Consider the following 13,324-nt stretch of genomic DNA (forward strand, 5'->3'; position numbering starts at 1 on the left):
TGGGGTTGCACCGAGGAAGCCATGAACTTATCCATCGTGCAAAGTTTACGAATGGAATATCAAATTGATCCCGGTAGTTTTTCAACTGGATGGATACCGCGGGCTGAGTCAGATGGAGTTCTTCGGCCGCCCGGGAGATCGGGGGATGCTCAAGGTTTGTGAGATTTTGACATTGACGTGTAGTTGGTGCAAAGTGTAATGCATAAAAAATCATTATGATAATCATAAAATATATAAATTTTTATTTATAAATATCTTCCTACACCTTTGCGGCACATCTTTCAACAAGTAGGTAAATGACAAGAATAAGCGTAGCGACCGATGGAATCTGTCCTGAAATTATGAATGCTACCCTGGCCATTCTGCTGGCCGCCGACGCTCAGATCGAGTTGGATGAGATTGAAGTGGGCGAGCAGGTTTATCTGGCCGGAAATATGTCCGGTATTTCTACTGAATCCTGGGACGTAATCCGGCGTAACAAAGTGTTTCTTAAAGCACCCATTGCAACCCCACAGGGGGGCAGTTACAAAGGTCTCAACGTCACGATTCGGAAAATGCTGGGGCTTTTTCGCCAGTGTGTGTCCCTGCATGAGCCTGCATCCGTTCGTTTGATGAACATAAGCTCATAAAAAAGACCCAGCGCTGCTGCCTCTGACAATCTATCAACTCAAAACAAACAGGAGCAATGAATAAACTTGAAACGTTAAGCTTGATCGAAGGCAATTTCTCAGAAGAAGAAGCCTGGGAGATCTTAATGGCTCTTTATTCTGCCAAAATCAATTTCCATCGAATGAGAGATTTTAGTTCGCGGGAACGGTTTGGAAGGCCAGACGAAGCGGCTCAAAAAAGAATTCCCGAATTACAAAAGGAAAAAGAAAAAGTGTCGCAGATAGTTTCAGAAGCCAAATCAAAAAACAAGCGACTGATAATTACTTCAGGAATAGAGCTATGTCTATCGGATGATTAATTGAGATGGCCGGGTTTATCGGCCCATTCAACTTGTCGCTAAGCGGACATTATACCGTGAAATGGTTCGATGTGCTTTCTGACTAAATCTCAGCGTTGGTCGGACCGCTTCAAGAATTTTTTGCACCACCTTCGGGTAAGCCGACTCTGAAAACACTGAGGTCCTCCCTAAAAACTGGACCAATCTAAAGCAGAGTTTTCGGGCGATTTTTCGGTATTTTAATAACCAAATAATCGCTATGAAGAAGACCAAATTCACAGAAGCGTAGTATTTGCGCTTCGCCAAGCTGACACAGGAACAGTCGTCGCTGAGATTTGCCGAAAGATGGGAATTAGTGAGGCCACTTTTTATAATTGGAACGGGGCCGCCCGCGCGGAAGAAGTACGGTGGTCTAGGTGTTCCTGAACTCCGACGGCTTCGCCAGCTTGAAGAAGAGAATCAGCAGTTGAAGCAATTAGTCGCCGATTTGAGTCTGGATAAGCAGATGCTTCAAGAGGTAATCAAAAAAAAGCTTTAAGGCCAGTTCAACGTCGGGGGCTGGCCCAAGGCTTAATGAATGATTACCAGATATCCAACCGTCGAGCCTGCGAAGTCGTCCTCCTACAGCGCTCGACTTGGTTCTACCAGGCTCGGTCCCGAGATGATTCCGTCATCAAAAACCGGATTCGAGAGATTGCGGAAACCCGAGTACGGTACGGATGTCAACGCATTTTCACGCTACTCCGACGGGAGGGCTGGCGCGATAACCATAAGCGAATCCACCGCCTGTATCGTCTAGAAGGGCTAAATCTGCGTAGCAAGCGGCCTCGCCGTAAACGCTCAGCCGCGCATCGGCTGGATCGCCCTGAACTCTCCAGTATCGATCAGTGCTGGAGCATGGACTTTGTGGCTGATCAGCTCTTTGGTGGGCGAAAAATCCGAGCCTTAACTGTACGGGTCCGCCCGTGTGGTCGATAATTATAGCCGCCCGTGCGTAGCCATTCATGTCGGCCAGTCGTTGAAAGGCGAAGACGTGGTGGCTGTGATGAATCAATTAAAATTGGTTATCGGTATCTGGACGCATCCAAGTCGATAACGGCAGTGAATTTATTTCCAAAGCATTGGATCTATGGGCATATGATAACCATGTAACACTGGACTTTTCTCGGCCAGGGAAACCTACTGATAACCCATTTATTGACGGGGCTGCCCGCGCAGTCGTTTAATAGGAGTTTTCGGGATGAGTGTCTTAACGCCCACTGGTTCTTATCGCTCGAAGATGCCCGCGAAAAAATTGAGAGTTGGCGTCAAGAGTACAACGCCTTTCGCCCTCACAGTTCATTAGGAGGACGAACGCCGGGTGAGGGCGGAATGGGGAAAGAAACATTAACAAATGAACGTCCGATCCTAAATCTTTGACGGGTACGCTTTTCGGGAGGACCTCAATTCATATTAGACTAAAAAAAGTACCCAACCTCTCAGTTAAGTACTTCATTTACAGCGAACTAAAAACGAGCGGGAAATGGGGTTCGAACCCACGGCCTGCAGCTTGGGAAGCTGCCGCTCTACCAACTGAGCTACTCCCGCTGATGGACTACAAATGTTTAAAGAAAGAATGGAAAAGTCAAGGGATTTCGGTGAATCCCGAGCGACAACCGAGTGTCCCGTCTTTTTGGCCGCCAACTAAAAATTTATCCGCGTAAATTCACGGATTCCGCCACCTCCGGGGGTGGGGGCTTTGTATTATTCCAAAATCGTTTGATCTTACGCGCAAATCCTGACCCTTCTTATGGAAACCAAACCGCCCGCGTTTAAACCGTATGTTGCCGACAATGCCAGCACGGCCGAATTTACGTTCAAAGCCGTGGTCACCGGGGCGTTGTTCGGCGTCCTGTTCGGAGCCGCCACCGTCTATCTGTCCCTGAAAGCCGGATTGTCGGTGTCGGCTTCGATACCCATTGCGGTGCTGGCGATTTCGCTCGGTCGGCGGTTTCTGAAAACCACCATTCTCGAAAACAACATCATTCAGACCACCGGCTCGGCGGGGGAGTCCATCGCGTCGGGCGTGGTGTTTACCCTACCCGGTTTTCTGTTTCTGACCGACGGCGTTGGCGACGATTTCTTCAATTACTGGACCATTCTGACCCTGGCCATTCTGGGCGGGCTGCTCGGCACGCTCATGATGATTCCGTTGCGCCGGGCGCTCATCGTGGAGGAACACGGCAAACTGCCCTATCCCGAAGGCACGGCCTGTGGCTCCGTACTGATTGCGGGGGAGCGGGGTGGTGATTTTGCCAAAATGGCCTACCGGGGCCTGGGCGTGGCCTTGCTCTACGCCATTCTCCAAAAAGTGCTGCACGTCATTGCCGAAGCACCAGTCTGGGCAACAAACCAGGTAAACCGCTATTTTCCGTCAGCGCAGGTGTCCGGCGAAATCACTCCGGAGTACCTGGGCGTTGGCTACATCATCGGGTTTCGCATTTCGGCGGTGTTGGTGGGGGGCGGCATTCTGGCGTGGCTGGCCCTGATTCCGCTGCTGGCAACGCTGGTGCCAGGCGACACGATTGCCTTGCAATTGATCAAACTGGGGTATCTCACCAATCTGCAAACTGCCGGTGGCCCCGGCGGCTGGAATCCCGAAACACACGGCTTTGGCGATACGGCTGCTGCCATCTACCGGGCCTACATCCGGCAAATTGGGGCCGGGGCCGTTACGGCGGGCGGTTTTATGACCCTGTTGAAAACCATTCCGACCATCGTTTCGTCGTTTCGCGATAGCTTCAAAAAAGTAGATGTCGCGGCCGAAGGAACGCAGGTTCGGCGGACGGAGCAGGATCTGTCGGTTCGCGTGGTTATTTTCGGGAGCATCGCCCTGGCGGCTTTGATGGTCATTTTACCGCAAATTCCCGGTGATTCGGTCCTGACCAAGTTGCTGATTGCGGTTCTGGTGATCGTGTTCGGCTTTTTCTTCGTCACCGTGGCCAGCCGGATTGTGGGCCTGATCGGCTCCAGTTCCTCGCCGGTTTCGGGGATGACCATCGCTACCATCATGGGAACGGCTTTGGTATTCATCGGGGTGGGGCTGACGGGTAAAGTCTACGAACCCGCTGTGCTGGTGGTGGGCGGAATGATTTGCATTGCAGCGGCCAACGCCGGTGGAACGTCTCAGGATCTGAAAACCGGTTACCTCGTCGGAGCAACGCCCAAATACCAGCAAATCGCCCTGTTCATCGGCGTAATTGTGTCGTCGCTGGCGGTAGGGGCAACGGTCAAAATTCTGGATACGCCTACGCCGGATCTTGTGGCCCAGGGCATCACCCACGCCATCGGCAGCGACCGTTTTCCGGCTCCGCAGGGAACGCTTATGGCCACGCTCATCAAAGGGCTGCTGTCGTTCAACCTCGACTGGCAGTTTGTGCTCGTGGGCGCGTTCATGTCGTTTGTGGTCGAAATTTGCGGCATCAGCGCGCTGGCGTTTGCCGTCGGGTTGTATCTGCCGCTCTCGACAACACTGCCGATTTTCGCCGGGGGCTGCGTCAAGGCGCTGGTCGACTGGAATTTCAAGCGGAAGGGCATAGTCGAAGAAGACGCCGACCTCGGCCGGGGTAGTTTGTTTTCAACCGGTTTGGTAGCCGGTGGCGCCCTGGCGGGGGTGGTCGTCGCCCTGCTGTCGGTGAATGAATCGGTTTACAATTTTCTGTCCCGATTGACCCTGGAACCCGCGCTGGAGAGCGCCCTGGGGGTTGAAGGCTATCAACTGCTGGGTGCGTTGCTCTTTTTGGGGCTGGCGGTTATTCTGTACCGGGTTGCAATGAAACGGAGCTGATCACTAAGAAGTTGTTTGAATGAAGGCCGGAGGCCTGTCCTGTCAATAGTCAATAGCCGATATCAACTCGTAGTAGCTCCGGAGGGGCGGCCTGATGATGCTTTAGACCGCTCCTCCGGAGCTACCACGAGTTGATATCGTCTACTGACTATTGACAGACCGCCCTTCTAGGGCTCTCCCCGGTTAACTCAAACAGCTTGTATAAGAATTTCAAATGATGAACGCTAAGTGTAAAAGTGTTTGGACCGCGTCAGCCTATTCTTACATTTAGCGTTCATCATTTGTCATTTAAAATTAACCCCTTATCCCTTCCCTCCCATGAACCATTTTCTACCATTCGCAGCCGGTCTGTGCCTGACGGTGCTGGCGTTTACCGCCGGGTTTGCGCAGCCCGAAACCGCCACCTATGGCCCGGATTCGCAGCGGCACGAGGGCGTTCCGAAAGGGCAGGTGACGAAGTTCGTCTGGAGAAGTACGGTTTTCCCGAATACCGTTCGGGAGTATTATGTCTACGTACCGGCGCAGTACAAGGCCGACAGCCCAGCGGCCCTGATGGTGTTTCAGGACGGACATGCCTACGTGAAAGAAGACGGCGATTTTCGGGTTCCGGTGGTTTTCGACAACCTCATTCACCAGAAAGCCATGCCGGTGACCATTGGGCTGTTCATCAATCCCGGTCAGCACGGCAACGACCTGCCCAACGATCCCTGGCGGGCCGATAACCGGAGTTTTGAATACGACACACTCACCAGCCAGTACGCCCGGCTGCTCATCGAAGAACTGATTCCGGAACTCGGCAAGACCTACAAGCTGGCCGATTCGCCGAAGATGCGCGCCATCGGCGGGATTTCTTCCGGTGGTATTTGCGCCTTCACGGTGGCCTGGCAACGGCCCGATTATTTCCAGAAAGTGTTGAGCCATGTCGGCAGTTTTACGAACATCAAAGGCGGACACGTTTATCCGTCGCTCATCCGAAAAGCTCCCAAACGCGACATCAAAGTGTTTCTGCAAGACGGCAGTAACGACCTCGACAATGCCCACGGAAACTGGTGGCTGGGAAATCTGCAGATGGATGCGGCTTTGAAATTCCGCCAATACGACTACCGATTTGTCGGCGGGACGGGTGGACACAATGGCAAACACGGTGGTTCTATTCTGCCGGAATCGCTGCGGTGGCTGTGGAAAGAGAAAGAAAACTAACCGATTGCCGTTGCCGGTTGCTCAAAATTTGGTGGAAGTGGATGTTACCGAAAGGATTATTAAGGTAAATAAGTATATTCACGTTCACAATGAAAAACAGAGCGGCCCCTTTTGGCATGAATCCGTGAGGATGGTAGTGAAGGCAAACGGGGCCTAAACCCTGGTAGCCCGTGCTATCAGAGAGACAGATGCGCACAAAACTGGACAAAAAAGTTGGAATTATCGGGGCTGGCCCGGCGGGTTTAACGGCAGCCTATGAACTCGCCAAAGCAGGAATTGCCGTTGAGGTGTTTGAAGCAGGGCCTACTGTAGGCGGATTATCACAGTCCTTCCAGTTATGGAATCAAACGGTTGATCTGGGACCGCACCGGTTTTTTAGCAGCGATGCCCGCATCAACAAAGTGTGGTTCGAGGTCGCCGGTTCTGATTTCCGGATGGTAAACCGCCTGACCCGAATTTATTACAACTCCAAACTCTTTTATTACCCCCTCAAACCCTTCGATGCCCTTCGCAAGCTGGGGGTTCGCCAGTCGATTAGCAGCATGAATAGTTATTTTCGGGAGAAAATAACTCCAACGCCCGACCAGCAAACGTTCGAGTCGTGGGTGGTTCGGCGGTTTGGCTACAAACTGTATTCCACCTTTTTCAAGACCTATTCCGAAAAGCTCTGGGGGATTGCCTGCACCGATCTGGACGAAGATTTTGCAGCCCAGCGGATCAAAAAACTCTCGCTCGGGGAAGCCGTCAAAAATGCTTTCAAAGGTGGAAAAGGCAATACGCACAAAACGTTGATCGACCAGTTTGCCTACCCGGTTGGTGGCAACGGGATGATTTACGAGCGGATGGCCGACTACGTTAAACGCTACGGCGGAGCGGTTCACCTGAAAACTCCGGTTCATTCGGTGGTTACCGACCACGAGGGGCGGTATGGGGTAAAGCTGGAAGACGGCACCGTCAGAGCGTTCGACCACGTGATTTCGACCATGCCCCTGACGCTGCTGGTCAACCGGTTGCCGGATGTGCCGGTTGCTGTTAAAAACCAGGTGAGCCGTCTGCGGTTTCGCAATACGATTCTGGTGTATCTGAAAGTAGAATCCAGTGATTTATTTCCCGATAACTGGCTGTATATCCACTCGAAAGAACTGTTGACCGGGCGGATTACCAACTTCCGGAACTGGGTTCCGGAAATCACCAACGGTGAAAAAGCCAGCATTCTGACGTTGGAATACTGGTGTTATGAACAGGACGAGATCTGGAAAAAAACGGATGCGGAACTGATCGAACTGGCATCGAACGAACTGACCAAAACCGGGCTGATTCCCGGCGCGACCATTTCGGCCGGTTTCGTCAAGCGGTTGGCGCGGAGTTATCCGGTTTACTCAAAAGGCTACAAAGAGATCCTGAAACCGATTCAGGAGTATCTTTCAAGTTTAAAAGGACTGAGCGTCATTGGCCGGTATGGCTCCTTCAAATACAACAACCAGGACCACTCCATTCTGATGGGCATCCTGGCGGCTGAGAACATCGTTTCCGGGGTAAAGCACGATTTGTGGGAAATTAACACCGATTATGACAGCTACCAGGAAAGCGCTTCCGTCGAAAGCCTGCAATCGGAAACGGTGTAAAAGACAAGAGAGGTAAGACAAGAGAAGTTAGAGGATAACAAGAACTGTTTTCGGATCTTTATTCTCTTGTCTATTCTCTTTACTCTCCTTCACAGCCACGCTTTCAAAATGGCCGCTTGCAGTGCCGTCGGGTTGGGAAGTCGGCTTATTTCAAAGCTCCGTTCGGATTTTTTACCTAAAACCGCCCGTACTTCTTTGGGCTGGTTGCCCTGCAAAACCAGCAGGTTGACCGGATCACCCGGTTTTTTGGCTTTCATTAGCGCGCTCAGGGCCTGAATGTCCGCTTTTTGCCCGTCGATCGTCAGAATAACGCTTCCTTTGCGGAGCCCGGCTTTCCAGGCGGGTGATTCCCATTCGGCTTCCGTGACGAGCAGGCTGTCCACCTTTTCGGTAAACGAGATGCCCAGCCACGAGCCCGGTACGTCTTTGGGTGTGGCGTCGATGGCCAAACCAGCATACGCGAAGTATTTTGGATAATCGATTTCCTTCACGGTCGAAGCATAATCGAACAGTTCTCTCAACGACGTTCCGGCGATTTTTTCGCATTCCGCCCAGAATTCGTTCTCCGTAAAACCGCGCTTCTCTGTCTGATAATAGGTCTGGTACAGCGCCCGCATTACGTCGTCGAGCGACTTTTTATTCTGGGTTTCATGCCGGATTTTAAAGTCGAGCATAGCACCCAAAACCGGACCTTTGCTGTAATACGAAATGGTTTTGTAGGCTTCGTCGCCCGTTCGGCCAAAAGGGCCGTCTTCCCAGGTTTCGAAACTGGCCTGGGTGGCCGACTGAAACCGGTGGCCGGGTTTGTTCTCGTAGCTGGCAACGTTTCGCTGCAACGCCCCAAAAACCTCTTCCTCCGTCATTAAACCGGCTTTTTTCAGAATCAGGTAGGGGTAATAGACCGTAAACCCTTCCGAAACCCAGAGCATCCGGGTGCGGTTTTGCTGGTCGTAATTGAACGGCCCCAGTTCAACGGGGCGAATGCGCTTGACGTTGTAATGATGGAAATATTCGTGCGCCAGAAAGTTGTAGAGCTGGTTTTTTCCGGCTCTCGTCTTCAGTTGATCCCCGCTGAAACTGATCGACGTGGAATTCAAATGCTCAATGCCGCCCCCGCCCGGCCCAATGGCAATGAAGGTGTAGTGTTTGTAGGGAATGTCGCCAATCACGGCCACCGAACCCTCGACGATCTTCTTCAGATCGGCCATAAACTGCTGCCGGTCGAAGTTGCCGAGGTTATAGCCGATAAAATAATGCGGAATTCCCTGCACCGTAAACGACGGCAATTGCTCGAGGTTCCCCATCAAAATCGGGCTGTCGTAGAGACTGTCGTAGTTGGGTGCCACAAACGTATGGTCCTGTCCGGTAATTGAATCCAGACCCGTGGCAATGGGGCCGCTCCATTTCGCATACGGTTTTAGCGTCACGGTAAGCGGGTGGTTGAGTTGTCCTTCGGGGTATAGAAACACACCTGCCGGTGAAATATAGCCCCGGTTTTCGTCTAGATAATTTCCGGCCACAAAATTCCGGGTGGCTTTGACGTCATAGGTGAGCGTAACCGATTTGGTCTGTTTCGGATAGACTTTCCAGCGGCTGTTGGCGGTTTTCTCCCATTTCAAAGGCTTGCCGGAACCATCGGTCGCCTGAAAGTTCTGCACCTGCTGGGCGTAATTCATCAACTGGTAATACCCGGGTGTCCAGACCGGCATCTTCAAATTCAGCGTATCACCCGGGATGCCTTCGCAACGAAACGTAACGTGGTAGAGGTGTGTGGCGGGGTCTTCCATTGAAACTGTAAACGCCAGGTTTCCCACTTTTTTTTGTCCGAATGCATGCGGGATGGTGACGAGAAAAACCGCAGCAAACGTCAGGGTTTGAAAAAACCGGATGAGAAATGGGTTTCGGGAAAAGAGAAGTGCAAAAGTTTCCATATATACCGCAAAACGCTGGCGGATTTTGTCATCCGGGCTTGTTTGCGACTCATTTTAACGATTGTCTGACAGAATTCAAAGGCAACGTTATTCGCCATTACGCCTAAATGGTGCCACTTTCCGCCCGTTTTCCGAGTCTTCGATCAAGCTCATCAGGCGTTTTAAACGGGTTTCGGGCTGCTTGGCGCCCATGATCCAGTGTCGAACCGTTTTCTGGTAGGAGGGGGCTTGCTGGTGAAAAAACTGCCAGGCTTTTTCGTTTGCTTTCAACTGCGTTTCAAAAGCTGCGGCCAGTGGCTGGTCTTCTTTTTCGTGTGAATAGAGTCCGGCTTTTTTCAAATCCCGTTCCCGATAAACGGCAAGACCGGTGGGTTTTACCAGCCCTTGTTCGATGAGTTCACCGATCCGTTTAAGGTTGACTGCACTCCAGATGCTTTTCGTTTTCCGGGGCGTAAACCGGATCATGTAACTCGTTTCGTCGATGGATTTCCGGATACCGTCGATCCAGCCGAAACACAGGGCTTCATCGACCGACTGCGGCCAGGTGATGCTGGGTTTGCCGGAACCCACTTTGTAAAAACCGACGAACAATTCTTTCTCGGTTTCGTGGTGCTGTTCCAGCCACTGGCGGAACTCGGCGGGTGTTGCGAAAAAGGTTGGCATCTATCAGCCTTGGCCTATAGTTAATGGTTTTTATTTATAAATAAAGCTCATAAAATAATTTTTAATCGAGGCATACCGAATAACAATACGTTTTTTTGTAAAAAAACGTATTGTTATTCGGTATGTGAACTATTTACAGAGCCTTTTTCTGTTAATATCTATATATAGATACAAATGTTTTTCTATTTAAATATCATTTTTGCCTCTTCTGAGAGCTGTTTATATTCGTCATTAAGTAGATAAATGATTTCATTTTCTCCAATGCCTCTTATATATACTTTCTTTTTTAAGAAAAATTTTTTATAGCCTTCACCAAAATAATTATGATCTATTCCTCTAGCACTAACTCCAAACGATAAATCGTTAAATTTTTGTAACCTTGAAGCAATATTGATGCATGGTCCGACAAAATCTTTATTTATTCCCAATGGAAATGCATCACCTCTAGCAATACCACACCTTAGTCGAGTTGGAGGGTCTACATAGTTTAATTCTCGTTCCTTAAGAAAATTGGGGTAATCTCTACAAATTTCGTATAAAGTCGCAATAATGTTACAAATTAATTCTTGAGTTAGGTGATTTATTCGTTCAGAACTTAGTTGACTATCTATAGCTGAAATCTTATCAGTGTCAATTCTCCAAAGAAACAAGACGCCATCCCCTAAAAACTTAGAGAAAAATGGCAACTCTGCCCAAAGTGTTTTATTTTCTTTTGAAATGTGCATTTCATCCCTTATTTTGTCAAATAACCAGTTGAAAAAATCAGATACAAAACTGGGAATGGCTAGTTTAGGATCTACTTGTCTTGTAAAGGTAGTGAACCCTTCCAAGTCCATTATTACGGCAAGTACTTCTACAGGCTTAGACGGAGTTTTCAAATCGCCAATATTTAGCAATTCAGAAGTAAAATCCTTTAAATCATTGTCAACTTCTAAGGATATGCCATTTTTAGGATCAATAAAATATTTGTAGCTGATGTTTAATTGGTGCACGTTAGTAGATTTTAAATCTCTAATTAATTAGTAAATGTAACTAATATTTCTAATCCTATAATGTCCGCTTTTGCCAAGTTGCAGTATACACAGATAAACTGAAACTTAGATTTTGTATATTAAAGTCCCTGCGGATACGAAACTACTTAAAACTTCAGATTCTGCACCCGAACGGCGTTCAGGATCGCCAGCAACGCGACGCCCACATCGGCAAAAACCGCTTCCCACATGGTCGCAATGCCACCAGCCCCCAGCAACAAAACGATGGCTTTGACGACCAGCGAGAGGGTGATGTTTTGCCAGACAATCTGCCGCGTCGCCCGGCCAATTTTCACCGCCGTGACAATCTTCGACGGCTGGTCATTTTGAATCACCACGTCGGCGGTTTCAATGGTCGCGTCGGAGCCCAGGCCGCCCATCGCAATGCCCACATCGGCCAGCGCCACCACTGGTGCGTCGTTGACGCCGTCGCCCACAAACGCCAGTTTGGCTTTAGGGTTACCGGAAAGGGCCTTTTTCAATCGCTCGACTTCCCGCACTTTATCCTCCGGCAACAGATCGCCAACGGCCTCATCGACGCCGACTTTTTGGGAAACCGCCTGAACCACCGCCGATTTATCCCCCGACAGCATGACGGTTTTCAGACCCAGCGCGTGCAATTGCCGAACGGTGTCGGCGGCATCCGGTTTTTCCTCGTCGGCAATCGTGAAATACCCGGCAAACTGGCCATCGACGGCGACGAGCACCACCGTAAAGGGAATTGCCGTGAGTGCTTCGTCAAACGTTACGTTGAATTTTTGCAGCAATTTGGCGTTTCCGGACAGCACGGTTTTGCCGTCTACGGTTCCCTTCAAGCCATGCCCCGGAATTTCTTCCACATTTTCTACCGGCAAACGCGGTTCGTTCGGCCCCGCGTAGGCGAGAATGGCTGTGGCCACCGGATGGGTGGATTTGCTTTCCAGAGCAGCCGTCAACTGGGCTAATTCGGGCGTTGTCAGGCCCTGCGCCCGAACTTCCTGCACCTTGAAAACGCCCTGCGTGAGCGTGCCGGTTTTGTCCATGACGACGGTTTTGACCTGCGTAATCAGATCCAGGAAAACCGAGCCTTTGAACAGAATACCATGCCTTGATCCCGCGCCGATCCCGCCAAAATAGCCCAGCGGAATGGAGATCACGAGCGCACAGGGACAGCCGATGACCAGAAAAACCAGACCGCGGTAGAGCCAGTCCTGAAAGCGGTAATCCGCCACAAAAAAATACGGCAACAGCGTTATGGCCAGCGCCAGCGCGCAGATCATCGGCGTGTAGATTTTGGCAAACCGGGCGATGAATTCCTGCGTCTGCGCCTTGCGTCCGGTGGCTTCCTGCACCAGTTTCAAGATGCGCGACAGCTTGGAATCCTGGTAGAGCGTGGTCACTTCCATTTCCACCAGGGTTTGCCGGTTGATCATCCCCGCCAGCACGTCTTCGCCGTTGGCAATGGTGCGCGGAACGCTTTCGCCGGTCAGAGCCGCCGTGTCGAACGAACCGATGTCGGACGTCAATTTGCCATCCAAACCCACTTTTTCACCCGGTTTGATCTGAATGACTTCGCCTATTTTCACATGCGCGGCTTTGGTAGGTACGGTTTTTCCGTCGCGCAAAACCGTCACCGTGTCGGGTCGAACGTCGAGCAGCGCCTTGATGGAACGACGCGCCCGCATCACGGCGGCATCCTGAAACAACTCGCCGATGGTGTAGAACAGCATCACGGCGACGCCTTCGGGATATTCCCGGATGAGGAACGCACCCATGGTGGCGACACCCATCAGGAAAAATTCGGTGAAGACATCGCCTTTCAAAATTCGCATTCCGGCACGGCGGAGAACCGGTCGGCCAACAGGCCAATAAGCCGCTAAATACCAGAAAAACCGCCACGGATCCCGAAACCGGTTCGGCGCGTAATGATCCAGTAAAATACCGCCCAGCAGCAGCAAAAAACTGATGATAACCGGCATGTATTCTTCCAGTCTGCCAAATATAGATTTTGGTTTTTCTGAACCAATCGTTTCCTCCGAAGATTCAGTTTCGTCCAGATCCAGCTCATCGTGATCGTGCGTATGCCCGTCGTCGTGGGAATGATCGTGATGCTTTGCCATAGT

The 13,324-nt window shown here is 50.8% G+C and carries 8 protein-coding genes, 1 tRNA gene and 3 pseudogenes; 6 read left to right on the plus strand and 6 right to left on the minus strand.

The window, feature by feature from the left end; all coding sequences use genetic code 11:
• Nucleotides 1–52: 52 nt before the first annotated feature.
• Nucleotides 53–204, minus strand: a pseudogene (locus F0P93_RS17715) (helix-turn-helix domain-containing protein); the annotation flags it as partial.
• A 92-nt stretch (nucleotides 205–296) separates the two neighbouring features.
• Between F0P93_RS17715 and F0P93_RS17720 the strand changes: the two are divergent.
• The 3 genes and pseudogenes from F0P93_RS17720 to F0P93_RS17730 form a co-directional block, all read left to right on the plus strand.
• Nucleotides 297–609, plus strand: a pseudogene (locus tag F0P93_RS17720) (isocitrate/isopropylmalate family dehydrogenase); the annotation flags it as partial.
• 76 nt (nucleotides 610–685) lie between these two features.
• Nucleotides 686–967: a hypothetical protein gene (locus F0P93_RS17725; protein ID WP_150878267.1), complete on the plus strand. Its 282-nt coding sequence runs from the start codon at nucleotides 686–688 to the stop codon at nucleotides 965–967.
• 252 nt (nucleotides 968–1,219) lie between these two features.
• Nucleotides 1,220–2,365 (plus strand): annotated as a pseudogene (locus F0P93_RS17730) (IS3 family transposase).
• A 95-nt stretch (nucleotides 2,366–2,460) separates the two neighbouring features.
• Here the strand turns inward: F0P93_RS17730 and F0P93_RS17735 are convergent.
• Nucleotides 2,461–2,533, minus strand: a tRNA-Gly gene (locus F0P93_RS17735).
• A gap of 202 nt (nucleotides 2,534–2,735) precedes the next feature.
• Between F0P93_RS17735 and F0P93_RS17740 the strand changes: the two genes are divergently transcribed.
• The 3 genes from F0P93_RS17740 to F0P93_RS17750 all read left to right on the plus strand — a co-directional run bounded on the left by F0P93_RS17740 (nucleotide 2,736) and on the right by F0P93_RS17750 (nucleotide 7,597).
• The gene (locus tag F0P93_RS17740) at nucleotides 2,736–4,772 is read left to right on the plus strand and encodes an OPT family oligopeptide transporter (protein ID WP_150878269.1); all 2,037 of its coding nucleotides are present in this window, start codon (nucleotides 2,736–2,738) and stop codon (nucleotides 4,770–4,772) included.
• A 318-nt stretch (nucleotides 4,773–5,090) separates the two neighbouring features.
• Entirely contained in the window at nucleotides 5,091–5,972 is an 882-nt protein-coding gene (locus F0P93_RS17745; RefSeq protein WP_150878271.1) for an alpha/beta hydrolase, read from the plus strand.
• Between the two features lie 188 nt (nucleotides 5,973–6,160).
• Nucleotides 6,161–7,597, plus strand: coding sequence for an FAD-dependent oxidoreductase (locus F0P93_RS17750; protein ID WP_150878273.1), 1,437 nt, complete (start codon nucleotides 6,161–6,163; stop codon nucleotides 7,595–7,597).
• An 89-nt stretch (nucleotides 7,598–7,686) separates the two neighbouring features.
• On the opposite strand, the gene F0P93_RS17755 is transcribed toward F0P93_RS17750, so the two are convergent.
• The 4 genes from F0P93_RS17755 to F0P93_RS17770 all read right to left on the minus strand — a co-directional run bounded on the left by F0P93_RS17755 (nucleotide 7,687) and on the right by F0P93_RS17770 (nucleotide 13,321).
• On the minus strand, nucleotides 7,687–9,528 hold the full coding sequence (locus F0P93_RS17755) for a M61 family metallopeptidase (RefSeq protein ID WP_150878275.1): 1,842 nt from the start codon (nucleotides 9,526–9,528) through the stop codon (nucleotides 7,687–7,689).
• 87 nt (nucleotides 9,529–9,615) lie between these two features.
• On the minus strand, nucleotides 9,616–10,191 hold the full coding sequence (locus F0P93_RS17760) for a YdeI/OmpD-associated family protein (RefSeq protein ID WP_150878277.1): 576 nt from the start codon (nucleotides 10,189–10,191) through the stop codon (nucleotides 9,616–9,618).
• A 182-nt stretch (nucleotides 10,192–10,373) separates the two neighbouring features.
• Nucleotides 10,374–11,183, minus strand: a complete 810-nt coding sequence (locus tag F0P93_RS17765) for a hypothetical protein (protein ID WP_150878279.1) — start codon at nucleotides 11,181–11,183, stop codon at nucleotides 10,374–10,376.
• A gap of 146 nt (nucleotides 11,184–11,329) precedes the next feature.
• A complete protein-coding gene (locus F0P93_RS17770; RefSeq protein ID WP_150878281.1) occupies nucleotides 11,330–13,321 on the minus strand; it encodes a heavy metal translocating P-type ATPase in 1,992 nt (663 codons plus the stop codon).
• Nucleotides 13,322–13,324: the final 3 nt, after the last annotated feature.

Origin of the sequence: Larkinella humicola, from assembly GCF_008727875.1 — a bacterium.
GTDB lineage: Bacteria > Bacteroidota > Bacteroidia > Cytophagales > Spirosomataceae > Larkinella > Larkinella humicola.

Excerpts from the sequence above, each read along its gene's own strand:
- F0P93_RS17755 (WP_150878275.1), bottom strand. The coding sequence starts at position 9,528 with ATGGAAACTTTTGCACTTCTCTTTTCCCGAAACCCATTTCTCATCCGG.
- F0P93_RS17750 (WP_150878273.1), top strand. The coding sequence starts at position 6,161 with ATGCGCACAAAACTGGACAAAAAAGTTGGAATTATCGGGGCTGGCCCG.
- F0P93_RS17725 (WP_150878267.1), top strand. The coding sequence starts at position 686 with ATGAATAAACTTGAAACGTTAAGCTTGATCGAAGGCAATTTCTCAGAA.
- F0P93_RS17745 (WP_150878271.1), top strand. The coding sequence starts at position 5,091 with ATGAACCATTTTCTACCATTCGCAGCCGGTCTGTGCCTGACGGTGCTG.
- F0P93_RS17740 (WP_150878269.1), top strand. The coding sequence starts at position 2,736 with ATGGAAACCAAACCGCCCGCGTTTAAACCGTATGTTGCCGACAATGCC.
- F0P93_RS17770 (WP_150878281.1), bottom strand. The coding sequence starts at position 13,321 with ATGGCAAAGCATCACGATCATTCCCACGACGACGGGCATACGCACGAT.
- F0P93_RS17760 (WP_150878277.1), bottom strand. The coding sequence starts at position 10,191 with ATGCCAACCTTTTTCGCAACACCCGCCGAGTTCCGCCAGTGGCTGGAA.